Source organism: Kyrpidia tusciae DSM 2912 (genome assembly GCF_000092905.1).
Taxonomy (GTDB): Bacteria; Bacillota; Bacilli; order Kyrpidiales; family Kyrpidiaceae; genus Kyrpidia; species Kyrpidia tusciae.
Map to the genome: position 1 here is coordinate 1,881,117 of NC_014098.1, position 23,585 is coordinate 1,904,701.

Sequence of the window (23,585 nt, forward strand, 5' to 3'; positions counted from 1 at the left end):
TTGCCCTTTGGCGTCTTCGGGTATACGCTTGTTGTCGACATATGAAAGAGAAACCGAGGTGAAATCGATGGCAGCATCCACCGGGCGACCGCTGGAGGACCACGTGGCATTGATCACCGGGGCATCCGGGGACATCGGCGCAGCCATCGCCAGGGAGCTCGCCGATGCCGGGGCCCCTGTCGCCCTGCATTACCACCGTCGTCGAGAGGCCGCCCTTCTCACCGCCTCCGCCTGCCGGGCATCCGGGGTGGAAGCCATCATCCTCGAAGCGGATCTCACCCGTAGTGACGAAGCCCGGGATCTCGTCCGCCGGGCCGCCGAATCCCTGGGCCCTCTCCGCATCCTGGTCAACGCAGCGGGCAAAACGGCGTACAAGCTCCTCATCGACACCGAAGAGGAAGAATGGGACCACCTCCTCGCCCTAAACCTAAAGGCGGTTTACGCCACCTGCCGGGCGGCTCTCCCAGGCATGATCAGGCGGGGATACGGGCGGATCATCAACATCGCCTCGATCTGGGGGGAAACGGGAGGGGCGGGGGAGGTGGCGTACTCCGCTGCCAAGGGCGGGCTGATCGCCTTCACCCGGGCCCTGGCCAAAGAAGTGGCCCGAACGGGGATCACGGTCAACGCCGTCTCCCCGGGGCCTGTGGATACACGCATGCTCGGCCCCTTTTCTCCCGAAGAGCGCGCCCAGATCGCCGATCAGATCCCGATCGGGCGCCTCGGCACCCCCCGGGACGTGGCTCGGGCGGTTTTGTTTCTCTCCCTGCCGGACAGCGACTGGATCACCGGGCAAACCCTTCGGCCGAACGGTGGCCAATACCCTTGAAGGCCCTTGAGCTGAAGAGCCGGGAGCCTGACCCTTAGCCGTTGCCAGCGCCCTGCGGACACAAAAAACCCGCGGTCCTCGCCGCGGGTGACGGACTCATGGAAAACCCTTCTGGTCGCTCAATGATCGCAATAACCGGGCTCATCGGCCTGATCCGCCGTGCGGAACGAGTGACCGCAGCCGCAGGTGGAAACCGCGTTGGGGTTGTGAATCTTAAACCCCGCCCCGGTGAGGGTATCCACGTAATCGATCTCCGCCCCGGTGAGGTACGGAGCGCTCATCGGATCGATCACCACCCGGACACCTTCGGACTCCACGACATTGTCCTCATTCTTCGGCTCATCAAGAGCCATGCCGTAGCTGAAACCGCTGCAGCCCCCGGCTTTGATGAACACCCGGACCGCCAGATCCTCGCTCCCTTTGTCGGCAATGAGCTCCCTGAGCTTCCCGGCCGCTTCCTGGGTCAGCGTTATCATCCACTCAACACCTCCCGGTGAGATCGATTGCCCACACCACCAGTGTATCCCCTTTGCCCTTTGAAAAGCAAGTCTTTTCACGACAACTATACGGCTGGATCCCACAAATCCCGAATCAGATAAAAAGCCGCTTCGCGATTGTCCCAAATCGCTTCCGCCACCGCCGTGGAAAACATGCCCGATCCAACCATGCGGTACAATTCCGCCAGGCTTTCGATCGGGTACAGGGCCCGGTTCACTTTGTCCAAAAATAGCCGACCTTTGTCATCTTCGTGAACGCGCTCGGCGTACGCGAGATTGAGTCGTTCCGACAAATCATCCCCGGCAAAAGTCTCCACCACCGCGCAGTATCGAAAAGCGGTGTCCACGTAAAGAAGGTGCTGGGTCGGAGTCCCCTCGGCCTTTTTCTGCTGCAGGATCTCCAGGGCGCGCAACATCCGCTCCGCAGCCTCCGCTTGCTTGACCCGCTGGTACTGTTCTGTGACATCCTGCCCCAAGGCATCGAACACCTTGCCATCTTTCATGGTCAACGGATAGACGAATTCTTGATCCACCGGAATCCCCCCTGGCGGAAACAGGCCCCGTCATCCGGTGTGAAGCGGCCTTAACCCGATCTTTACTCCACAGTATACCACATGTGGGGCAATATGCGCGAATTTTGATGCGCAGAAATAAAAAGAAGGGCGGGCGCCTAGGACCGGGCCGCCGCCTTCCCCCGGTTTGCCCGCTCCCGCTCGGATTTGGACAAAATCCGCTTCCGGAGCCGCACCGCCTTCGGGGTGATCTCGCAGTACTCGTCATCGGCCAGGTACTCCAGGGCGGCCTCCAGCGACATTTTGCGCGGCGTCTTCAGCCGGATGCCTTCTTCTTTTGTCGAAGCCCGCATATTGGTGACGTGTTTGGCTTTGCAGACGTTGACGGTGATATCCTGTTCCCGGGAATGCTCCCCGACGATCATGCCTTCGTAGACTTCGACGCCGGGTTCGACAAACATGACGCCCCGGTCCTGGACGGACTCAATGCCATAGGCGGTGGCTGTCCCTTCCACCGCGGCGATCAGCACCCCTTGACTGCGACCGGGCAGCCCCTCCTCCCGGGGGCGGTAATCGTAAAACCGGTGGTGCATCACCCCGTTCCCCCGGGTTTCAGTGAGAAAGCGGCTGCGGTAGCCGATCAACCCCCGGGTGGGAACGATAAATTCCAATCGGGTCGTCCCCTGGCCGCTTGGCTCCATATTCTGGAGTTCACCCCGGCGCCCGCCGATCTGTTCCATGACCACGCCCACAAACTCCTCGGGCACATCCACGGTCAACCACTCGTATGGTTCGTAGACCCGGCCATCCCGCTCCTTCAGGATCACCCGGGGCCTGGACACCTGAAGTTCGTAACCTTCCCGGCGCATCGTCTCGATCAGAATCGATAAGTGCAGCTCCCCCCGCCCGGCCACCCGCCAGGCGTCCGGACTGTCCGCATCCTCCACCCGCAAACTCACGTCCCGCTCGGTCTCCCGGTAGAGCCGCTCCCGCAGCTGCCGGGAGGTCACAAAGGTCCCTTCCCGACCGGCGAAGGGACTGTCGTTAATGAGAAACGTCATCTCGATCGTGGGCTCCTCCACCTCAATAGCCGGCAGGGGCTCCGGCTGATCGGGGTCGGCCAGGGTTTCACCGACGGTGATGTCCGGGATCCCCGCTACTCCCACGAGATCACCGGTCCCGGCGCTCTCCAGCTCCACCCGGGAGAGGCCCACAAAGCCGTACAATTTTTGCACCCGGACCGAGCGGGGTTCCGTCCCGGGGGAAACCAGCGCCAGCCTCTGGCCTGAGGTCAGCGTCCCCCGGTAGATCCGGCCCACGCCGATGCGCCCCAGGTACTCATCATAATCCAGCCGGGTGACCTGAAACTGCACGGGGCCCGAAGGATCGCCCCCGGGGGCCGGAATCCGACGGACGATCGCTTCAAAAAGTGGCTCCAGGTCCTTGCCCGGAACCGCCGGGTCCAGGGTGGCCGTTCCTTGCACGGCCGAGGTGTAGAGGACGGGAAAATCCAATTGTTCATCCGAGGCCTCAAGGGTCAGAAACAGATCGTACACCTGCTCCAGAACCTCCTCGGGCCGGGCCTGGGGGCGATCCATCTTGTTCAGCACCACGATGGGCACGAGCCCGGCCGCCAGGGCTTTGCGCAGGACGAATTTGGTCTGGGGCATCACCCCTTCAAAGGCGTCCACCACCAGAAGCACGCCGTCCACCATGCGGATAATCCGCTCCACCTCGCCGCTGAAATCCGCGTGTCCCGGGGTGTCGACGATGTTGATCACGTACTCCCCGTAGCGAATGGAGGTGTTTTTGGCGAGAATGGTGATGCCCCGCTCCCGCTCCAATTCTCCCTGATCCATGACCCGTTTTTCCACCCGGGCCCCTTCGCGAAACGAGCCGGATTGCCGCAGCATCTGGTCCACCAGGGTCGTCTTGCCGTGATCCACGTGGGCCACGATGGCCACATTGCGCAGATGCCTCTGTCCGGTCACCCGGCCACACCTCTCTCTCCAATGATGACGGCGGGGACCTCCCGCAACCCGGATACCTGATGCAACCGCGAATAGTACGACTCCGGGATCACCGCGTGGTCGAACTCCCAGGGTTGCTCCTCCGGCACGTGAATCGCCGTCAAACCCAGCTCAAGGGCCGGCAGAATATCGCTTCGCAACGAGTTTCCCACCATCCACGCGCTTCCGGCGGGAAGGTCAAACTGATGGAGCAGCTCGCCCAATCGGACGCGGTCTTTAAACGGAGTGACAAACCGCCGCTCCGGATCGAAAAATCGGCTCAGCCCGGACTGTTCGAGTTTCCGGAGTTGAACCTCGGGATCCCCGCCGGTATAAAGATACAGGACATGTCCCCGATCCCGCAACTCCTCGAGACTTTCCCGGGCATAGGGGTAGAGAATGACCGGCGACTCGTACACCCGGTAACCCAAGGCGAGCAAAGACCGCTCTTCCTCGGGCTCCGCCTTGCGCCCGAACCGCTTACAGAATATGCGATAGGTCTCGACCAAGGACTGGGGAAAATGATCTTTCTGCAAGCCCCCCTTCTCCACCTGCTCCAGATCGATCCGGGACTGTGTCGCCCAAATCTCCCGGCCCGTCACCCCGCCCCGCCCGAACCAGCGGAGCATTTGCTCGACAAAATTCCTGCGGACACGAAGAAAGTGCACATTACAGTGCACCAGGGTATCATCCAGATCAAAGATAACGTGCTCTTTGTCCTTCTTCACCGGTATCCACCCGTTCGGGGCAGACCAAAGCGGCCGGTTCTAACGGCTGAACAGCGCGACGACCACCCACACCGCCACCGCCGCCAGCGCCCCGAGCAGCGCCCAAAAGCCGAAGCCTCCACCGTAGGGGCCAAACAAACCGGTCAAAAAGCCTGTCGTCCAGGGCATGGGTTTCCCGGGGTAGGCGTGGTATTCCTCTTCTCCTCCCGCTGTCGCCACGCCTTCCCGCCGCTTTTGATCGCCCGATTCTGTGCGTTTTTCCTCTCGCCTCGGCATCCGTCGTCCACCTTTCCTCGGGACATTTTGCCCCTAGTATCGGCCGGCCCGACGGACTTATGCGTACTTCGAGCCCCATTCCATCATCGACTCAAGGACAATATTCAATGACCGCCCCTTCTCCGTCAGGGTGTACTCCACGCGGGGTGGAGAAGCGTCCGGATAGACCGTCCGCTCGACAATGCCGTGCTCTTCCAGCTCTTTCAGCCGCTCGGACAACACCTTGTCCGTGATCTGCAAGTTTCGCCCGATCTCCGCAAACCGGCGCTTCCCCCGAAACAACTCCCGAATAATCAAAACCATCCATTTCTTGCCGATGACCTGAAGAGTGCGCTCAATTGGGCACGCTGCATCGCCCATATTCCCTCATCCCCTCAACCCCTGCCCATCCCCGGGGTGACCTCGGGCTTACCGATGGGTAGGATACTTACTCATTTATTATACGGAATCCACGACCGTCGGTCAACCATAGAAAGTCGAATCTCGTCGAAAACAAAAAAGCCGGGGCCGGGCGACGCCTCTGTCGCCCGAACTCCAGCTTGTGAAGCCTCTCCCGCCTTCGCTATCGCTTAGAGGCGGGAGCTTCCTGGTTCATCGACCGCGGCCACATGGGTCTTACGCAATCTCCGCAGCGTAAGTTCGGGTGCTTCCAGCCCTACCTGGATTCTATGTTACGGCAACTTTTGGTAAACCGCAACAAAAATGCCGGACTTGCGTCCGGCCGCCCATTCACCACCCTTCTTGCGAGGCGGGAGTCCTCTGGGCGGATTTTGATAGAATTGGGATCCTATTCAGCAACGGATGGCGCAGCCGCCGTTCCGCCGACAGAATTTTGACCGGCCACAGCTTTGAGGGCCGGACGATACAAGCCAATTGACACCCACAAGTCCGCCAATGGTGGCGTTCGTCGTGGCAGCCGTGATGTCGACCGAGGCCGAACTGTCCGCAATCAGCCCGGGCTGGCTTCCGTCACCGTTCCAACCGGCCAAACCACCGACGACATTCGCGCCGCTGACGGTCAACGCACCCGTTACTCGGGCGTTCCGAACGGCCCCGAGATTGTTCCCCACCAACGTCCCCACATCGAATGACCCGTTGCCGGCGGTGATCTGCACATTGTCCAGGGTGAGGTTGCTGATCTCCCCTCCGCTGTCCAGGGTCCCGATCAGGCCGACGGTGTCCGCCGTGGTGGTCGTGATTTTCAAACCCGTGATCGTGTGCCCTTGACCGTCCAAATGCCCGCCAAACGAAAGAATCGGCTCCCATTCCGTGCCGCCGAGATCAATATCCTGCCCCAGCACAAAAAATGTTCCGGGAGTCGTGGTCATGGTCCGCAGGGCGTCCAATTGATCCCTGTTCGTGACCACGTACGGATTTGTTTGGCTCCCGTCTCCTTCCATACCCGCCGGCCCGTTGCCGGCCCGCACCGTCCCCTGCGGCCACCCCGCGGCACTCACCATCAGACCGATCAAACCGACGACGGCTATCCGGCGAATCCTCGCTGTCCACCCTTTCATCCGCATTCCCCCTGTCCGCTGTTTCCCAAGTTAAGCTGCAACCGTCGAATCACCACCCTCAGGGGGTCTCCATTCTCCCCCCGTTTCGCTGCACCCTGTCACACCTGGGGCCTTTACCGGAGACGCGGGGCCGTGGCCGAAAGGCTTGATACCATCCTCCGCACTGCCCCCGTTCCCGATAGGTACAGGCGCGCACAGGCGCGCATATGATTATAAGAATTGAATCTTAAAACCGATTAAAAATTTATCCAAGTTATTCCTATTCTCCAAGAAAGAGCGGACTCGCCGTGGAATGAGCGAAGGACGCGGAACCCTGAGCACGGCCCGTCGCCCCACGGTCACCGGTCCAGAACCCCTCGCCAACCGGATCGCCGTTCCCCCGCCCGGAACATGACCGGCCACCATCACCTTGGCGGCGGGGTGCCGGGCTTTGATCTACAACCCGGATCCGCCAAATCCTCTTCGATTTGCCGACATCATCCGCATCTCCCCGGCGGACGGGGGGTTCTCCATATCCCGCAGATCGGGCGTGTACACCGCCGCCAAGCCCTTGGGCGAAACGTTCCTCCCATAACGCCTACGCCGCCGGCGTGCTCAGAAGTCACCAGTATGCCGGTGTCACAAAAGGAATCCTTGATCGGCTGAGCGACGACGAGTTGCAGGCAGTGTTGGCCCACGAGGTATCGTATCTCAGGATGCAAGATCCGCTCTTCACGGCTTGGCGCGGTTGGAGCGGTTGGATGAGATCGGAGGCCGCGATAGACCAACTCCTCGAAGTGTCCGTATAAGTCAGGGCAAAAGTTGCTGAGTCTTTGCGAGTCCGATATACTGCAATTAAGAGGTGTGGCGATGCCTAGGCAAGATACGATCATGAAGTTTTTAACGCGTTCTTTGTCAGGTGGCGCTCTGCAGGTGTTGGGCGTACACGGTGTAGAGTTAGCCGAGCCCTTGCCTACGGAGTTGCCGTCGAATACACTGCGGATCGACAAGGCGTGGCGGATGCGAGACGGACGAGTGTTCCACTTGGAATTCCAGAGCACGCGAGAACCGACGTTGCATCGCTTTTTGGAATACGATGCCCGGTTGGCTCGTCAGCATTTGGCACAGGTTCGAACGGTAGTGTTGTATCATGCTAATATACAGAGCGCTCCAAGCGAGCTGGACATTGGGACGGCCATGTACCGGGTCGAAAACGTCTTCCTGTCAGATTTAAACGGTGATGCGGCGCTGAAAGAAGTGGAAGAACATCTACGAATCGGGCAATGGGAGCCAGGTGACCGGTTGCGGTTGGCGTTGGCGCTCAATATGAACGTGCGAAGCGTTTCTAGAGCGTTTAAGCGGGTTTTGGAACTTGTGCCTGCAGTGCCGGACGAGACCGAACGGGATCTGGTCGTGAGCGCCATTCTGGCACTTGGAGACCAATCGCTGAACGATCAACAACGGACTCGTTTGCGAAAGGAGCTCAGAAGGGTGTCCAAGATCGTAGAGGAACTTTACGAAGAAGGCCGTCAGGAAGGCCGTCGGGAAGGCCGTCGGGAAGGCCGTCAGGAAGGCGAACATCTCAAGGCTGTTCAAGTGGCCGAAAAAATGTTCCGCAAGGGCGCTTCACTGCCGGATGTGATAGACATCACGGGCCTGTCAGAGCAAGAAGCGGAGGAAATCCGCCGAAAATTGATGAACTGATACAGCAAACAAGCCGACCGAGGTCGATATGGCCCCCAAGATCCCGGTGAGTCGCACACGGATCGGGGGTTGTGGATCGTTGGGTTACCGTGCCGCCAGATCCTCGTACCCGACGTACCCAACCCCCTTCGTATCCGCGAACCTCACCTTCGCCCTGGGGCCATACCGCTGGTTTGCCCCATCCCCGAGAAAGACGCACTCCCTTCCCCTGTGTTTCTTTTTACGCAGAAAAATTGGCTCTACAACGTATGTTTGTCCAGCAATTAGTTTCGTGTTTCGAATGATTTTTTCCGTCTTTGCTCACCTTCACCAGCATCGTGTTGTCCCTGGTCGTGTTAGACTAAAAATGGCTCACGGCAAAATCCGTCACTTTTTTCACATACTCGTGCGGATCTTGAAGATAAGAGCCGAGGTGTCGGTCCCCGGGAGTCATCCAGAGTTCTGTTTTTGCCGAACCGGAAGTTTCCTTCAATCTGACACTGTTGACGGAGGGAATTTTGTCGTCGTTCACGGCGTGAATCAGCAGGACCGGCAGGTCCCGCACTTGTTTGATCGCCTCGATCGGCTTGACGTTCGACGGATCGACTCCGGTCACCAATGGAATTTCTCCCATGATCAACGGGGTGAACGGGAAATTCGGCAGTCCGCTCCAAATCGATAAATGGTCCCGCAAATAGCTCTCCAGATCGGCAAAAGGTGAATCGGCCACCAGGAAACGGAGATGGTTCACCTCGGGCGCGGCCATCAAAGCGGTGGCCGCCCCCATCGAAAATCCGATCAAGCCGATTTGTTTATATCCAAGACTCTTCGCATAATCAATGGCGGATAGCAAATCCCCCTTTTCAAATTGCCCGATACTCGTGATGTCTTTTTCCGATTCGCCGGAATTGCGGAAATCGAACAGAAGCGATGCAACCCCTTGTTCATGAAGCGCTTTGACCAGGGGAAGCACCGGCTCCTCGACGGAACGGTTGTCCCGGGCTCTCCACCGCATTGGCCACGTTCACCGCGTACGCCGTGGTCGCCACCGAGAAGGCCGGGCTCAGCGTGCCGGGACTGACCGAAAGGTTCGCCAGATCGGCGTTGTTCGCGGCCGGTCCAGACCGGGTCACCGAGAGGGTGTAGATGGTCATCGGCGTCCCGAACAGATCGGTCACCACGACGAGAATCGGGGTGGTGTCCACCGCCAGGGCAAAGGTCTTCGCCTCACCGATCCCCGCCGCCTCGCCGCCCACCGTCAACCGGGCAAACACGGGATCCATCGGCAGGGCGGCCACCGAAAGGCCGGTCACCCCGTACCCTGCCTGGACCGTGTAGTCATGACGGTCGGCATAGAACCCGGGGCTCAGCAGATCAGGGCTTACGGTCAGATCGCGAAGGCGAAAATCGAACAGGTTCAGCCCCGGAGGAACATTCGTTTGATGGTAGGTGTTGTCTCCCCACGCCGCCACCGTCCCGTCCGATTTCAGCGCCAGGGAATGAAGCTCGCCCGCCGCGAGTTTTTTTCCCGCCGCCTGCGCCTTGGCCAGGGTCAGGCCGCCCGCCGCCCGCACCGTCCCCGCTCCGGGAATCCCGCCGATGAACCCGAGCATCACCACCAAAACCAGCCACATCGTCCAGACTCTTCGGCCCCACATCACCTTCCAACGCCGGTTCATGTACCTCATCCACCGCCGACCTCCCCGCGGATGTGCTTACCTTCCGTCAATATCTGCCCCCGGCAGTGGCTGCCTATTGGTTCCGAATTCCAATGAACCACGAAAACCGGCATGTCCACCCGGAACCCATGGGAGCCTTTTTCGATGTCCCTTTTTCCCCGGACCTTCAGCACGAATCCCATCGGCGTGGCGAGTTTGGTATGTCCATTATCTGGTTTATCATCCACAGGTTGGATGGTTCAGGCCATGCGAAACCGGGGTCAGGTTCTTGGTTACCTGGCCCAGGAGCTCCACCTTCTACGATCGCGTTCCGTTTAGGACACGCTGCGAACCAAGCTCCTCATGCGTTCTTGCTGCTTCTCCCGCACCCTCCCCAATGCCATCGCCAGCATCACGCACAAAGCCAAGCCGCAGCGCAACCGCATCTTGGCCAGCCCACGAATGGTATGCCGTTCAAACCCAAACGAGACGTCCAAGCGACTGTTCACCCTCTCCACCGCCGTCCTGTACCGGTATTCCTTTGCCCATTTGTAGCTCTCCCGGGCAATCGGCGTGAAGATCCGCCGGTCCACCGCGAGCGCCACCCGCACCCCTCCGGCCACGGGGCACTGTTCCCGCCCTTGACACGTGATCCCGTACGCCTTGGCTGGACATACTTTTTTCAGCGTCCCCCGGTCTTTCTCGAACCCACCATTGCTCATCTGTTGCCGGGCCCCTGTCTCTGGACAGTAACAGTACACCGCTCCCCCCTCGTCATACACCACATTCGTGTGTCCCGGTAATAACCGCGTTTGCTCCCCGTCTTTCCACATCCGCCTCGTGTCGATCACGGGCTTGATCCCATATTCATCCCAGCAGCGACTCAGGAGTTTCGAGTCGTCGTACCCCCGATCCGCCGTCAGGACCTCGGCCTTTTTCAACATCTCCGGATGGCGTTTCTCCATCTCATCCAGCAGGACATGCCCTTCTTTGACGTCCGAGCGCGACCCCTTGGTCACCGTATACGCCACCGGCAATTCATGCTTGGCGTCGACCACCAGGTGGAGCTTGTAGCCAAACCACCGGACCACTTTCTCCCATGTACTCCCGTCCTCGCGGGTCCCACGATAGGTTTTTACCCCGTATGCTGCATCCAGATCCCGCCGTCCGTCTTCCTTCTTTTCTTTCGAGGGACGGGACGCCCACGAGGCGATTGCCTTACTGTCCATCGCCAAACGACGCCCGAACTCCGGAAGTTCCTCACTCAGGGCCTTCACCAGCTCGTCGAACATCGATTCGATCCACGATCCGTGCTCCATCAAGCTGCGGAGAAATCGGGTGTAAGCGGCTGCGCTGGGAACTGCGCGCAACCCACAGATCGACCGCAGCTACCCGTTTCGAGAGAGTTCCCGACGTAAGCTCTCGATCGACGGGTGCTGAAACACGATTCCTGCCAACATCGAGTTCCACATCGCCCGTACCGGGTAGTCATCTCGTCCATGACCTCTCGATTTCTCCAGATGCGCCATGAGCGCTTCGTCCGGCAGATGTTCCAGAACCAGCCGGAGGCGTTCAAGGTCTCCAAGCGGCTCAATGTCTTCCCAGGAAAACAGTTCGAGTTGTGGTATAATGGCCATAGGGTGAGTCCTCCTTGTTGGATCATTTGTCTAACCACTATTCTAACAAAAGAGGACTCACCTGTCTTATTGGACTGGGGTGAATTTGTCCGAATCTATCCCTCCCCCCATTCAAAACCTCTGTCTTTCCTGGCCCTCTTTGGGGGAAAGTTTTCTGGTCCCTGCTCCTTACCCCTTATCCCTCCTGGCCTTTTCGGCATCGAAAAAGGCTCCATGGTCTCCCGACCGGACCGTCTTTAAGGAAGTCCCATTCCGTCAAATCCAGGACGCCTTCAACCGCTTTGGGTTGATGATGTAACAGATTGGGGTTCAACAGATACAAACATCCTGGAATGAAAAATACCAACATCATCGAAGATCCGCTGAATAGATTACGGAGACCGCAACACGAAGCACTTGATCACCTCCTGAGGTTAACTCTGTCATTTTGGGCTCCATGCGGCGACCTGCCCTCAACGTCCAGACCGCAGGATTTCCACCAACTGGGCTCCAAACCGGCACAATGCCGACCCCGCCACTGTTTGCGTAAGCAGAGCCCCCTTCACCGTCGCGTTTTGCGGGAATAGAAGCGCCCAACACCTTTTTCTGCCGTGTGCAGCCGCAAAATCCGAACCAAGCTGTTCAAAGAAAAGAAAGCCGGGTCCAGTGCCAACAGGCACCAAGCCCGGCTCACAAACCGTGATGGCATTCCCGGCCCGGTTCAGGGCCGGCTCTTTCTTCACGGCGCAAAAGATGTGCCGCCCGCCGTCCTGCCTTCCAGCAGCACCGCCACCGCCTCGGCCCGGGTCGTGATCCCCGCCGGCTCAAACCGGTTCTCACCCCGGCCGTGCATCAGTCCGGCCTGCCTCACCGCAGCGACGTAGGGTTTGGCCCAGGCCTGAATCGCTCCGTCGTCCGCAAATCCCGTTGCGGCTCCCGGCGCCGCACTCAGCCCCAGCGCCCTGGCGACCATCACCGCCATCTCCGCCCGGCTGATTTGCGCATCCGCCCGGAACGTGCCGTCCTCGTAGCCGTGCAGGATTCCCGCCTGCACACCGGCCGCCACGAACGGCTGCGCCCAATCGGGAATCGATGCCGCATCGGCAAAGGGCAAGGCCGCCGTACCCTCCGGCACCGTCAGCCCAAGGGCTTTCGCCAGCAACACCGCGAACTGCGCCCGGGTCACCGGCTCATCCGGGTGGAATGTCCCGTCCGGATAGCCTTTCACCCAGCCCTGGCCCACCGCCGTCTTGATCAGCGATTCGGCCCAGTGGCCCGCCGTGTCCGCGAAAGCACCGCCTTGGTTCGGCGGCGGGGGCGTGGGTGTCTCCTTCACCGCGAACACCGCGAACTTGGTGAAGTGACTCACCGTGGCGATCACCGTGTTCCCCTCGACGGTGGTGGGGACCTTCACCCACTGTTTGGCCTGTTCGTCGTAATAGAACACGGCCACTTCGGCCCCGTCGACCAACGAGGAGTCGAACTGAATCCGGATGGTCACCGGGTGGTTGAACGTGCCCGCCGGATCCCGGGTGATCTCAAAGACCGAGCTGACAGGCACCATGCCCGCCCCGGCCGCCGGCTGCTGAGACGGCGCAACGACTTCGATGGTCACCCGCACGGTCCCGCTGAACGCTCCTTGCGGCACGATCACCTTCACGGAGTTCCCGAGGCTCACTTCCCCGCCGGATCCGGACGGGATCTGCAGATTGCCGTTGTCCGAGCGGACGACGTTGGTGCTGCCGCCACCGCCGCCTCCGCCTCCGCCACCACCGGAGCCGCCGCCGGAGCCGCCGCCGGAGCCGCCGCCGGGAGATGAGGCACGATTGATGGTCACGATGTAGGTTTTGTGTGCACCTTCCGGGGTCACCACCTGAATCGTCACCTGATTCGAGCCGACGTTCAAGCTCACTGTCTGCGCCTGTCCGGAAACCAAGGAACTGCCGTTCAGGAGCATCGAAACACCAATCTTCACCGGAACCGCCGTCACATCCACGTGGTCGACCGCATTGCCCACGTTTACCGTGTACGCCGTGGTCGTCGACTGGAAGCCGGTCAAAAGGTTCTGGCTCCCCGCCGTCACCGTCAGGCTCTGCAGATCGGCGTTGGTCACCGTCCCGTTGACGGAGATCATGTACAGCTTCTGGGTTACGCCGTCCTGGGCCGTCACCTCAATCGAGATCGTGTTCAGCCCTTGGTTCAACGACACCGTGACCGCTTGTCCATCTGCGGCCGGCTGACCGTTCACCGTCACTGTGGCCGTGGGATCCGCCAGGTGAGGCGTCACCGTCAGGCTGTCGATCGACCCCGCTCCCTGCACGGTGTAACTGAGCGTATTCGGATTAAAGGGCTTATCCAGCGTCCCCGCGCTCACATCCAGCCCGCCCAGGTTCGCGTTGCTGCTCGGCGCCCGGTTCACCGTCACCGTGTAGATCTTGGCGGTTACCTTGTCCTGGGCCACCACCTTAATCGAGAACACGTTCGGTCCCACATTCAGGTTCACCGTCTGCGTACCCGTCCACACATCGCCGTTCCACAGCATCGTGGCATTCGGGTCCGACGGAGAAGCGGTCAAAACCACCTGATTGACCCCATTGGCCACATTCACCGTGTAGGCCGTGGTCATTGGCGAGAAGGCCGGGCTCAGCGTTCCCGAACTGACCGTCAGGCTCCCCAGATCAGCGTTATTCACCGTGGCGTTGACGGAAAGCGCATACCCTTTCTGGCTCCCATCCTGGGCCGTCACGACGATGGAAATGGTGTTCGAACCCTGATTCAGGGGCACCGTCACACCTTTCCCATCCTGGGTAGGCGTACCGTTCACCGTCACCGTCGCCGTGGAATCCGCCAGGTGAGGCGTCACCGTCAGGCTGCTCGCCTGTCCTACTCCTTGCACGGTGTAGCTCACCGTATTGGGATCAAACGTCGGGCTCAGCGTCCCCACACTCACATCCAGCCTGCTCAGGTTCGCATTGCCGCTCTTCGCCCGGATCACCGTCACCGTGTACGTCTTGGTGGTGCCGTCCTGGGCTATCACCTGAAACGCAACGGTGTTCGATCCCACATTCAGGTTCACCGTCTGCACCTGACCGGCCTTCCACACGCTGCCGTTCCAGAGCATCATGGCCTTCGGATCCGACGGAGAAGCGGTCACATCCACGTGGTCAACCTCATTGCCCACGTTCACCGTGTACGCCGTGGTCGCCGCCGAGAAGGCCGGACTCAGCGTTCCGGGGGTTACCGTCAGGCTCCCCAGATCGGCGTTGCTCACCGTTCCGTTAACCGAAAGCGTATACTGTCTCTGAGTCCCATCCTGGGCCGTCACGACGATCGGGATCAGGTTGCCTCCCTGATCGAGGGGCACCGTCACCGCTTGCCCATCCCCGGTCGGCGTGCCGTTCACCGTCACCGTCGCCGACTTGTCCGCCAAGTGAGGTGTCACCGTCAGGCTGCTTGCCTGTTCCGCCCCTTGCACGGTGTAGGTCAGCACGTTCGGATCAAAGACCGGATTCAGCGACCCCGGGCTCACATCCACCCCGCTCAGGTTCGCATTGCTGCTCTTCGCCCGGTTTACGATGATGGTATAAGTGCTGATCACACTTCCTTGAATCACCGTGATTTTCAGCGTGTTCGTCGGGTCCGAACTAAGAGCAACCGACTGTTTCACACCCGCCGCCAGCGATACAGGACTTTGGCTGTTCACCGTGAGGGTCATCGTCACTCCGGAGGCTGCCGGCTTTGCATACAACAAAACCTGATTGACCCCCGCCCCCACAGTTGCCGTGTAATCCATGACGGTGGATGTAAAACCGGGACTCAAAGCAATCGGGTTGCTGGATCCGTCGGAAAGTTGCAGGTCGGTCAAAAGGGCCCCGGTGGACAGCACGCTGAACACGCGAACAGGCGTATTGCGATTCGATGTCGTCCCGTCCCCCAGTTGACCGGACGAATTCAACCCCCACGCATAAACGTAGCCGTCGGACGTCAGGGCCAGACTGTCGGATCCCCCGGCCGACACCGCCGTAACATTGGCCAACCCTGTGACCTGCACCGGCATCTCGCTCGCCGTGGTCGTTCCATTCCCCAGCTGGCCGTAGCTGTTCCCGCCCCACGCATAGACCGTTCCGTCCTGCATCAAGGCCAGGCTGTGATCTTTCCCAGCCGACACCGCCACCGGTTTTGACCCGGCGGGCAACCCCGCCACCAACACCGGCGTAGAGGAATTGCTCGTCGTCCCGTCACCCAATTGACCGGACGAATTCAAACCCCACGCGTAGATCCGTCCGTCCGACGTCAGCGCCAGGCTGTGATTTCCGCCTGCCGCCACCGCCGTCACATTCGCCGGCAGTCCCTGCACCTGGACCGGAATACTGGAATCGACGGTGGAGTTGTTCCCCAATTGACCGGAGGAATTCTTGCCCCACGCGAAGACCCGCCCGTCCGACGTGAGCGCCAGGCTGTGGTTCCCACCCGCGGCCACCACTTTAATCGTGGAGTCCGTGGCCAACCCCTGCACCTGCACCGGGGTCCTGGAATCGGCCGTCGTGCCGTCACCGAGTTGGCCCGACGAGTTCAACCCCCAGGCAAAGACCCGGCCGTCGTCCGTCAACGCGAGGCTGTGGCTCTCCCCCGCCGATACTTGGGCAACCGAAGGCAACCCCTGGGCCGGCGTCGGGGTTTGACGGCCCGTCGTCGTCCCGTCCCCCAATTGACCGTTAGTGTTGTCCCCCCAGGCCCATACCGTCTGATCCGAGGTCAAGACCAACGAATGACTGCCGCCCGCCGAAACGGCAGCCTCTCCGAGAACAGCCGCCGACGCGGGATACAAAGGCCACAGAGCCGCCGACAACGCCAGACAAAGCAACCATTGACCCACTCGACCGGAAGCGGACCGTCGACCCATCCCCGTTCCAGCCCTTCGGCCTGTCTTTATTCTGTTGTCGCGATCCATTCTTTTCGTTTCCCTCCATTCCTCCATTCCTGGCTCCTGACTGGCCCGTCCGCCGATCATGGCCCCCTCCGGCGTCTTTCACATCTCTTTCTCCTTTTACCCGGATCACCGCGGGAGACCTGGATACCCTTATCGCTCATCAACGGGACGGTTTCACTCCTGAGCCCTCGCGGCCCCGTTCCGGGTCGTCGGGTGCCCGCGACACCCTATGATTATAGGGATTCAACCTTAAAACCAGTTAAAAATCATCGTGACTCTTCCGTCTTTACAAACAAAAAAGTTCCGGAGCCCCCGGTCGGTTCTGTCCACATCCGACCTCGGTTGCCCCGGATTGCCGAAATCCCGTCATGTCGAGGTCCCGACCATACGGTGAGCCGTTTTCTATTCTGAGGGGAGACGAGTTCTTTACGGTGCTGAGTATCCGTGGGGAAACGCGGACAAACATCGGCCCGTCAATAACCAAAGAAACCATGGTCTCCGAACCGGCAGCGGACCGCCTTCTGTTGGAGGTATCCGTTGTTGACTCGGTCAACGAGGGATCAACCAGGAGCGAATGGAGGGCGCCCCGCCGGTCGCACACGAAAAGACCGCAGGCCGGTGCAATTTGGGGGCGGTGCGAACACTCGGGCATACATGGGCCCGGTCTTAACCGTGTTTCCCTTGCCGTTCTTTGGCAAACAGATCCACCCGCTTGCCGGCCACCCGCACCTCCAAAGAGCGGAAGTTGACTTCGACATCTCCAAATTGAACGCTTCCCATCCCCGCCCCCCGATTCAGCGCGCTCCCCGGCCGCCGCAACCGGGCCTTGACCCGCGCCACCAGAACCATGGGGTCGAAGGGCTTCGTCAAATAATCGTCCCCGCCCTCCTCCAGCCCGGCCACAATATCGCCCGGTGTTCCCTTCCAGCTTAAGAAGAGCACCGGCACGTCGGAGCTTCGGCGAATCATCCGGCACAATTCCACGCCGTTCACATCCGGAAGCAACACGTCCAGGATCAGGAGGTCGGGCTGTTCCCGACACAACAGCTCCAACGCCCGCCTGCCGTTTTCCGCCGACGCCGTCCGGTACCCGTGGCTTCGCAGGTACAGTTCCACCAATTCGCGGAGTTCTTCGTCGTCATCCACAACCAGCACCTTTTGCTCCTCGTTCATGCCCAGAACTCCTTTCCATTCCGATGATCCCCGGAACCGATCGCTCCGCCCTCAAGAATATCCCTCCGTCTCCATATCCCGACGGCCGGTTGCCACGCCCTTTGCCACAGCCATGTTCCGGTTGATCCAGAGCTTGTAGGCGGTCGCCACCCCCGGACACACAGGGCCATCTTCCGGCCCGTTTGCCGGCGACGTCCAGAAACGGAACATGAAAACATCCGTGTTTTCATAAAATTTAACATCCCGAATGATGGGACTCAGCCATCGCTTCCCCTTTTCTACTTGGAAGTTATCCAAAACAGGAATTCATGTCAATTGAAACTTTCCGCGGTTCACTCGGGTGGTCCACCCGACGTCTCAGGCCCCACCGGTCCGTGTTCCGCGTGCCCGGGGCGGATGTCGGCAGGCGGCCGCCATGGGTACCGCTCGTTGCCGGCAAAGATGCGGATGTCCGGGCCGAAGCCGGGACGGCCTTGGCAACGAGACCTTCCGGCCGCAAGGATGGTGATCACCGGCGGGTTCGTTTCCAGTGACGAAACAGCGGACAGGGGGAGTGACGATGATAGGTTGGAAGGGGATGATGAGACGATCGACCGTTCTCGGTTTGATCGCCCTGATCGTGAGCGCGGCAGACTGGCCGCCTGTGTCGGTCGACAGACCGGCGGGGATGAGCGGAAGCGGAAGCCAGGGCTCTTTGCCAATCAGGGACTTGGCGCGGTCATGGTGTCGTACGAGCGGCCGGGCACGCCGCACCAAAAAAGCGGCCCAAAGGCCGCCTGGTCGGCCCGCCCCTTAGCGAGGCGCGCCAAAAACCCCCACTCATCATCTTCGTCCCTCTCAATAATGATGCGCCTGGGCGACTGCCATCGCCTTGTGATATGGATGGTGGCCGTGCATCATGTGCGTCACCGCCATCTCGTTATAGCGGATCATGACCTGGCGATAATGCATCATCATCAAAAGCTGCTCCCGGCGCATCATCATCTCGTGCATTCGATCCAACACTCGCAGGTACCGTTCCATCCGATCGAGATCGTCGTCGTGCACTTCCTTCACTTTCTTCAAGCCATCCTGCCACAACAGGTCCCAATTCAAATCAAAGGTGCTCGCAAACAACCCCACGCAGCCCCTTTCCCCTAGGTTTGCGTCCGCTAACCAGGATATTCAGGGGCCACTGCCACCGACATCTGTCCCGATGAACTTGGGCCGCGTGCCGGTTTTTGCTCCACACAGCCATCCGTCGGCCGTGTCGCCGCCCGGCGGTTCGCGCGGGGCGCCTCCTCCCCCCGCCCGGCTCCATCCTTCCTGCCCGCCACGCGAAGATCGCCCCGCCGCACCGAAACTGTCAGCATTCGCACTTACTGCCCGGCCACCTTCTCCATCACCAGCAACAGATCCCCCGCCTCGACAGAATCCAATTCCTTCACCAGCACCTCCCGCACCAGTCCGTCAAAAGGAGCCTGGAGCGCCGTTTCCATCTTCATCGCCTCGGTCACCATGAGCAGCTCTCCCCGTCGGACCTCATCTCCGGGTTCCACCATGATTTTGCTCACTTTGCCGGGCATCGTGGCCCCGATCTCCCCGGGCACTACGGGGTTGGCCTTCCGCCGCTCTTGGACGAGCACTTGGGCACTTTCGTCCCGCACCGTCACTTCCCGGGGCGTGCCGTTGAGTTCAAAATAAACCACCCGCGTGCCGTCCGGCCGGAGTTCCCCCACCGAGGTCAGCTGCACCATCAGCGTCTTTCCCGGCTCGATATCGACGGTGATCTCCTCGCCCAAGCGCAGACCGTAGAAGAATGTCGGGGTATCCAGTACCGACACATCTCCGAATTCCTCCCGATGCCTCACAAACTCCTCAAACACCTGGGGATACAGCGCATAGGACAGCAGGTCCCGATCCGAGAAGGCCCGTCCAAACTTCTCCTCCAGATGCCTCCTCGCCGCCGCAAAATCAAAAGGCTCTAACAGCTCTCCCGGCCGGCAGGTGATCGGTTCCTTACCTTTGAGAACCACCTTCTGGAGCTCCGGCGGAAACCCTCCCGGCGGTTGGCCGATGTACCCCCGGAAAAACTCCACCACCGATTGGGGAAAATCCACCGTCTCCCCTCGGGTGATCACATCCTCCGGGGACCAGCCATTTTGAACCATAAACAGGGCGAGATCCCCCACCACCTTGGACGAGGGTGTCACCTTGACGATATCCCCGAACATATCGTTCACCGCCCGGTACGCCCGCACCACCTCATCCCAACGAGTGCCAAGCCCCACCGCTTCGGCCTGCTGGCGGAGATTCGTAAACTGTCCACCGGGCATTTCATGATAATAGACATCTGTGGAAGGCGCCCGAAGCCCGCTCTCAAAGGGCTCATAATAGCACCGCACCACTTCCCAGTAGTGGCTTAAGCGGTCCACCGCCCCGAGATCGATGCCCGTGTCCCGCTCCTGAAAACGCAGGGCCGCCACCACCGCCCCCATACTGGGTTGAGAGGTCAGACCGCTCACGCTGTTGATCGCCGTATCCACAATATCCACCCCGGCCTCTGCGGCCTTCAGGAGCATGGCCACGCCATTGCCGCTCGTATCGTGGGTATGAAGGTGAATCGGTATGCCGATCTCTTCCTTTAGCGCCCGGATCAAGACTTCTGCGGCATAAGGTTTGAGCAGCCCGGCCATGTCTTTGATCCCCAGTATATTCGCCCCGGCCCGCTCAAGGTCTTTCGCTAGGTTTACATAATACTTCAGCGTATACTTGTCCCGTTTTGGATCGAGGATATCCCCGGTATAACACAGCGCCGCCTCGGCCACCTTCCCCTCCCGACGCACCGCATCGATCGCCAACTCCATCCCGGGCAGCCAGTTCAGGCTGTCAAAAATCCGGAACACGTCGATTCCCGATCGGGCGGCCTCCCGCACAAAGGCGGTGATCACGTTATCAGGATAGTTTGTGTATCCCACGGCGTTGGCACCGCGAAAGAGCATCTGAAAAAGAACGTTCGGAGCCGCCTCCCGCATCCGGGCAAGGCGCTCCCAAGGGCACTCCTTCAAGAATCGCATCGCCACATCGAAGGTAGCGCCGCCCCACATCTCCCACGAAAAAAGCTGGGGAAGCCCCTTAGCCGTCGCCTCCGCCACCCGGAGTAAATCCTGGGTCCGCACCCGGGTCGCCAAAAGGGACTGATGGGCATCCCGGAACGTCGTGTCGGTCACCAAAAGGGGCTTTTGCTCCATCACCCAGCGGGCCAGGGCCTCGGGCCCCTCCCGATCCAGGATCCCCTTGGCTTCACTTGGGGCCACATCGGGAAAATCCGGAACCAAAACCTGCCGAAACCGCGGTTTTTTCTCAGGCTTTTTGATGCCGGGGTGGCCGTTCACCGTGGTCCGCCCGATAAACTGCAGTAATTTGGTCCCCCGGTCCCGTTTTTTCGCCGTCCGGAACAGCTCCGGATGTCCGTCGATGAACGAGGTATCGCACCGCCCGGCGAGAAAATCCGGATGCTGGACGACATTTTCGAGAAAGGGGATGTTCGTCTTGACCCCCCGGATGCGAAACTCCCGAAGGGAACGCAGCATCTTGTGGGCCGCGCTTTCGAACGTCAGGGCCCAGGCGGAGATTTTGACCAGCAGGGAATCGTAGTATGGTTGAATCACCGCCCCGGCGTAGCCGTTGCCGCTGTCCAGGCGGATCCCGAACCCCGCCGCACTGCGGTACGCGAGGATTTTGCCCGTATCGGGGACAAAATGATTGTCCGGATCTTCAGTGGTCACCCGGCATTGGATCGCATAGCCCCGGCGGTGGATCGACTCCTGACTCCGGATGCCGATGGCCGGGTCATCTAAGCGGTACCCTTGGGCGATGAGGATTTGGGCCTGGACCAAATCCACGCCGGTGATCAGTTCGGTGATGGTGTGCTCCACTTGGATCCGCGGATTCACTTCGATAAAATAGAACGACCCGTCCGGGGCCACCAGGAATTCTACCGTTCCGGCGCCGACGTACCCCGCCCGGCGCATCAGCCGGAGGGCCGCGTCGCAAATCGCCTGGCGCTGGGGCTCGGTCAACGTCAGGGCCGGGGCGATTTCCACCACCTTTTGGTGACGGCGCTGGATCGAGCAGTCCCTCTCGAATAAATGCACCAGATTGCCGTGCCGGTCCCCCAGGATCTGCACCTCGATGTGTTTCGGGTGCTCCAGGAATTTTTCAAGATACACCGTGCCGTCCCCGAAAGACTTTTCCGCTTCTGAACGGGCCATCCTCAGGGCCTCTTCCAGATCTTCTTTGTGGCGCACCACCCGCATGCCCCGGCCGCCGCCGCCGGCAGCAGCCTTCACAATCAAAGGAAAGCCGTGCTCCCGGGCGAATCGCAGGGCGTCCTGGAGTTGGCGCACAGGTTCCGGGGTGCCGGGAATCACCGGCAGTCCCGCTTCCACCGCCATCTGGCGGGCCGTCACCTTATCCCCGAAAGCTTCCAGATGCTGAGGCCGCGGCCCGATAAACGCAATGCCCTCTTCTTCGCAACGAGCGGCGAAGCGGGCATTCTCGGCTAAAAATCCATAACCCGGGTGGATGGCGTCGACCTCTAAGCGTTTCGCCAAGGCGATGATGCCTTCGATGTCGAGATATGCCTCCACGGGCCCCTTGCCTTCTCCGATGAGGTAGGCCTCGTCCGCCTTATAGCGATGCAGTGCCAAGCTGTCTTCCTTCGAATAAATCGCGACCGTATGAATGCCAAGTTCCGTCGCCGCCCGAAGGACGCGGATGGCGATCTCTCCGCGGTTGGCGACGAGGAGCTTCGAGAATGGACGAATCTCTTGCATGACGGCCCCCCTCCCGGTCTTGTTCTGTTTCATTTTTGCTATCACCTTCTATCAAACATTGACAGACTTGACAGCAAAGCAGTTTACGCTCTCCGAGAGGCTGGCTGCTCCCCGAAGACCCGATTGGCGAGGCCCTGGGGCCGAGCATCTGGAGTCCCGCCCGAAACAGTACCATCAGGCCGTCCGCCGACCAGCGCCCGACACCGACAGTTTCCAAACGGCGGGGTGGTCCCTCGACGCTTGCGCGTCTCCCACCGGCAGGACAGGGATCGGTTTCGCCAACCCGGAAGGCCGTTTTGCCGAACCCCCCAGGATCAGCCACCCGGCGGCGCTCCGCTTGCGCCTCATCGTCAAAGCCGTGTTCCGTGCGGCCTTCGCCAACCCCCGCACGCCCTCATGGTCTTTCTCCCGCCCGGCCTGTCCCTGTCCCGTCCTCCCGGGAACATCCCGGGAACTCTGATTCATTCATGCGTGGTTCTCCCAGTAGCGCTTCAGCAAAATTCTTTTGACTTCTTTGTGTGGGGTGTACTTTGTGATCTCTTGGTCGCGAAGACGCCCCTTCACCTCTAGAACGCCAAAAGCTGTATTCAACCTCCTGGGCTCCAGTATACAATAAGATGCCGGCATTGCCCAAGAGCAAGGGTTGAGGCCGACCCATGCGGTGTCAGTCGGACGATTCCGTCTCCCCCACCGCCCGCAGACACACTTCTGTCGCCCGGACATTTCGCTCCGCCCGGTCCATGATGCCAAGCATCGTCCTGTAATCGTCGGACAAACTTTGGTACCGCTGTTTCCAGCGCTCGCAGGTTTCGGCCAACTCTTCCCGCTCTTCCCGCAGGACGGACAATTCCTCCCGGGCGCGCTCAAGGTCCCGTTCCAACTGTTTCACCCGGACGTACAGCCCCTGATACTCTTGCTTATACTGGCGCAGGAAACGAATGACGCCCCCCCACGATAAAGAAGGCTGGGCTTCGCCCCCTTCCCGGGCCCGTTCCCAATCCGCCGCCCGGCGCCAAGGAACCCCCCGGGCTTTGCGCTGCCTTTTCGCCACGTCAATCGCCGGCTGACAATGTTTTCGTATACAAGCATTCCAGCGGTATCCACAAGCCGCCGCCGTCCGATTTAACAATTCCGCCGCTTCTTCAAAGGCGGCGAGTTGAGTGCTCCCTTCCCGGATGTGCCGCAGCACGATTTCCGCCAGGCGGGTATCGTCTTCCGCCGTCCAGGCATCCTGTCGCATCATTTTCATGCAGAATCCCCCATATTCCGTGATCTATCCCCGGTATACCCCTCCTTCCGAATTCTTAAACCTCGCACCTTAAAAAGAAGGCGGGTCTGCCGACCCGCCCTCGCAATCCCCC

At 60.4% G+C, this 23,585-nt stretch carries 21 protein-coding genes; 3 read left to right on the forward strand and 18 right to left on the reverse strand.

What is annotated here, in order from left to right; all coding sequences use genetic code 11:
• Positions 1 to 67: 67 nt before the first annotated feature.
• Positions 68 to 829, forward strand: coding sequence for an elongation factor P 5-aminopentanone reductase (gene ymfI, locus BTUS_RS09345; protein WP_013075856.1), 762 nt, complete (start codon positions 68 to 70; stop codon positions 827 to 829).
• A gap of 119 nt (positions 830 to 948) precedes the next feature.
• Here ymfI and erpA read toward each other — a convergent pair whose 3' ends face one another.
• From erpA to BTUS_RS09380, 7 genes are all read right to left on the reverse strand, one after another.
• Positions 949 to 1,305, reverse strand: a complete 357-nt coding sequence (gene erpA / locus BTUS_RS09350; protein WP_013075857.1) for an iron-sulfur cluster insertion protein ErpA — start codon at positions 1,303 to 1,305, stop codon at positions 949 to 951.
• Positions 1,306 to 1,391: 86 nt separating this feature from the next.
• Positions 1,392 to 1,859: a hypothetical protein gene (locus tag BTUS_RS09355; protein ID WP_013075858.1), complete on the reverse strand. Its 468-nt coding sequence runs from the start codon at positions 1,857 to 1,859 to the stop codon at positions 1,392 to 1,394.
• Positions 1,860 to 1,996: 137 nt separating this feature from the next.
• Positions 1,997 to 3,829, reverse strand: coding sequence for a translational GTPase TypA (gene typA, locus BTUS_RS09360; RefSeq protein WP_013075859.1), 1,833 nt, complete (start codon positions 3,827 to 3,829; stop codon positions 1,997 to 1,999).
• A complete protein-coding gene (locus BTUS_RS09365; RefSeq protein ID WP_013075860.1) occupies positions 3,826 to 4,575 on the reverse strand; it encodes an HAD family hydrolase in 750 nt (249 codons plus the stop codon). The genes typA and BTUS_RS09365 overlap by 4 nt, the downstream gene beginning before the upstream one ends.
• A 39-nt stretch (positions 4,576 to 4,614) precedes the next feature.
• Complete coding sequence (locus BTUS_RS09370) at positions 4,615 to 4,851, reverse strand: hypothetical protein (RefSeq protein ID WP_013075861.1); 237 nt, start codon at positions 4,849 to 4,851, stop codon at positions 4,615 to 4,617.
• A gap of 57 nt (positions 4,852 to 4,908) precedes the next feature.
• The gene (locus BTUS_RS09375; RefSeq protein ID WP_013075862.1) at positions 4,909 to 5,211 is read right to left on the reverse strand and encodes a winged helix-turn-helix transcriptional regulator; all 303 of its coding nucleotides are present in this window, start codon (positions 5,209 to 5,211) and stop codon (positions 4,909 to 4,911) included.
• 431 nt (positions 5,212 to 5,642) lie between these two features.
• Entirely contained in the window at positions 5,643 to 6,368 is a 726-nt protein-coding gene (locus BTUS_RS09380; RefSeq protein WP_013075863.1) for a GLUG motif-containing protein, read from the reverse strand.
• A 467-nt stretch (positions 6,369 to 6,835) separates the two neighbouring features.
• Between BTUS_RS09380 and BTUS_RS19250 the strand changes: the two genes are divergently transcribed.
• Positions 6,836 to 7,156, forward strand: a complete 321-nt coding sequence (locus tag BTUS_RS19250; RefSeq protein ID WP_407635217.1) for a M48 family metalloprotease — start codon at positions 6,836 to 6,838, stop codon at positions 7,154 to 7,156.
• Positions 7,157 to 7,217: 61 nt separating this feature from the next.
• On the forward strand, positions 7,218 to 8,051 hold the full coding sequence (locus tag BTUS_RS09385; protein WP_041304034.1) for an RpnC/YadD family protein: 834 nt from the start codon (positions 7,218 to 7,220) through the stop codon (positions 8,049 to 8,051).
• Between the two features lie 340 nt (positions 8,052 to 8,391).
• Here BTUS_RS09385 and BTUS_RS09390 read toward each other — a convergent pair whose 3' ends face one another.
• The 11 genes from BTUS_RS09390 to BTUS_RS09445 form a co-directional block, all read right to left on the reverse strand.
• Positions 8,392 to 9,003, reverse strand: a complete 612-nt coding sequence (locus tag BTUS_RS09390) for an alpha/beta hydrolase (protein WP_218917962.1) — start codon at positions 9,001 to 9,003, stop codon at positions 8,392 to 8,394.
• Positions 8,975 to 9,718 (reverse strand): cadherin-like beta sandwich domain-containing protein, encoded by a 744-nt coding sequence (locus tag BTUS_RS09395; protein WP_041304036.1) that lies wholly within the window; start codon positions 9,716 to 9,718, stop codon positions 8,975 to 8,977. Before BTUS_RS09395 ends, BTUS_RS09390 begins: the two co-directional genes overlap by 29 nt.
• Before the next feature lie 305 nt (positions 9,719 to 10,023).
• Complete coding sequence (locus BTUS_RS09400) at positions 10,024 to 11,058, reverse strand: transposase (protein ID WP_245543289.1); 1,035 nt, start codon at positions 11,056 to 11,058, stop codon at positions 10,024 to 10,026.
• A gap of 18 nt (positions 11,059 to 11,076) precedes the next feature.
• A complete protein-coding gene (locus BTUS_RS19410) occupies positions 11,077 to 11,325 on the reverse strand; it encodes a transposase (protein ID WP_245543290.1) in 249 nt (82 codons plus the stop codon).
• Positions 11,326 to 12,043: 718 nt separating this feature from the next.
• The gene (locus BTUS_RS18625) at positions 12,044 to 16,207 is read right to left on the reverse strand and encodes a cadherin-like beta sandwich domain-containing protein (protein ID WP_052300598.1); all 4,164 of its coding nucleotides are present in this window, start codon (positions 16,205 to 16,207) and stop codon (positions 12,044 to 12,046) included.
• Positions 16,208 to 16,900: 693 nt separating this feature from the next.
• Entirely contained in the window at positions 16,901 to 17,407 is a 507-nt protein-coding gene (locus BTUS_RS09415; protein WP_013075868.1) for a response regulator transcription factor, read from the reverse strand.
• An 837-nt stretch (positions 17,408 to 18,244) separates the two neighbouring features.
• Positions 18,245 to 18,529, reverse strand: coding sequence for a hypothetical protein (locus BTUS_RS09425; protein WP_013075869.1), 285 nt, complete (start codon positions 18,527 to 18,529; stop codon positions 18,245 to 18,247).
• Positions 18,530 to 18,765: 236 nt separating this feature from the next.
• The gene (locus BTUS_RS09435) at positions 18,766 to 22,224 is read right to left on the reverse strand and encodes a pyruvate carboxylase (protein ID WP_013075870.1); all 3,459 of its coding nucleotides are present in this window, start codon (positions 22,222 to 22,224) and stop codon (positions 18,766 to 18,768) included.
• 174 nt (positions 22,225 to 22,398) lie between these two features.
• The gene (locus tag BTUS_RS09440; protein WP_013075871.1) at positions 22,399 to 22,689 is read right to left on the reverse strand and encodes a hypothetical protein; all 291 of its coding nucleotides are present in this window, start codon (positions 22,687 to 22,689) and stop codon (positions 22,399 to 22,401) included.
• Positions 22,690 to 22,815, reverse strand: coding sequence for a hypothetical protein (locus BTUS_RS19100; RefSeq protein ID WP_280990920.1), 126 nt, complete (start codon positions 22,813 to 22,815; stop codon positions 22,690 to 22,692).
• Between the two features lie 73 nt (positions 22,816 to 22,888).
• Positions 22,889 to 23,473, reverse strand: a complete 585-nt coding sequence (locus BTUS_RS09445) for an RsfA family transcriptional regulator (protein WP_013075872.1) — start codon at positions 23,471 to 23,473, stop codon at positions 22,889 to 22,891.
• Between the last annotated feature and the right edge of the window lie 112 nt (positions 23,474 to 23,585).

Bases quoted from the DNA above. Each gene is read 5' to 3' on its own strand.
- ymfI (WP_013075856.1), top strand. From the start codon at position 68: ATGGCAGCATCCACCGGGCGACCGCTGGAGGACCACGTGGCATTGATC.
- erpA (WP_013075857.1), bottom strand. From the start codon at position 1,305: ATGATAACGCTGACCCAGGAAGCGGCCGGGAAGCTCAGGGAGCTCATT.
- BTUS_RS09370 (WP_013075861.1), bottom strand. From the start codon at position 4,851: ATGCCGAGGCGAGAGGAAAAACGCACAGAATCGGGCGATCAAAAGCGG.
- BTUS_RS09375 (WP_013075862.1), bottom strand. From the start codon at position 5,211: ATGGGCGATGCAGCGTGCCCAATTGAGCGCACTCTTCAGGTCATCGGC.
- BTUS_RS09380 (WP_013075863.1), bottom strand. From the start codon at position 6,368: ATGAAAGGGTGGACAGCGAGGATTCGCCGGATAGCCGTCGTCGGTTTG.
- BTUS_RS09385 (WP_041304034.1), top strand. From the start codon at position 7,218: ATGCCTAGGCAAGATACGATCATGAAGTTTTTAACGCGTTCTTTGTCA.
- BTUS_RS09395 (WP_041304036.1), bottom strand. From the start codon at position 9,718: ATGAGGTACATGAACCGGCGTTGGAAGGTGATGTGGGGCCGAAGAGTC.
- BTUS_RS19410 (WP_245543290.1), bottom strand. From the start codon at position 11,325: ATGGCCATTATACCACAACTCGAACTGTTTTCCTGGGAAGACATTGAG.
- BTUS_RS18625 (WP_052300598.1), bottom strand. From the start codon at position 16,207: ATGGGTCGACGGTCCGCTTCCGGTCGAGTGGGTCAATGGTTGCTTTGT.
- BTUS_RS09415 (WP_013075868.1), bottom strand. From the start codon at position 17,407: ATGAACGAGGAGCAAAAGGTGCTGGTTGTGGATGACGACGAAGAACTC.
- BTUS_RS09435 (WP_013075870.1), bottom strand. From the start codon at position 22,224: ATGCAAGAGATTCGTCCATTCTCGAAGCTCCTCGTCGCCAACCGCGGA.
- BTUS_RS09440 (WP_013075871.1), bottom strand. From the start codon at position 22,689: ATGAATCAGAGTTCCCGGGATGTTCCCGGGAGGACGGGACAGGGACAG.
- BTUS_RS09445 (WP_013075872.1), bottom strand. From the start codon at position 23,473: ATGAAAATGATGCGACAGGATGCCTGGACGGCGGAAGACGATACCCGC.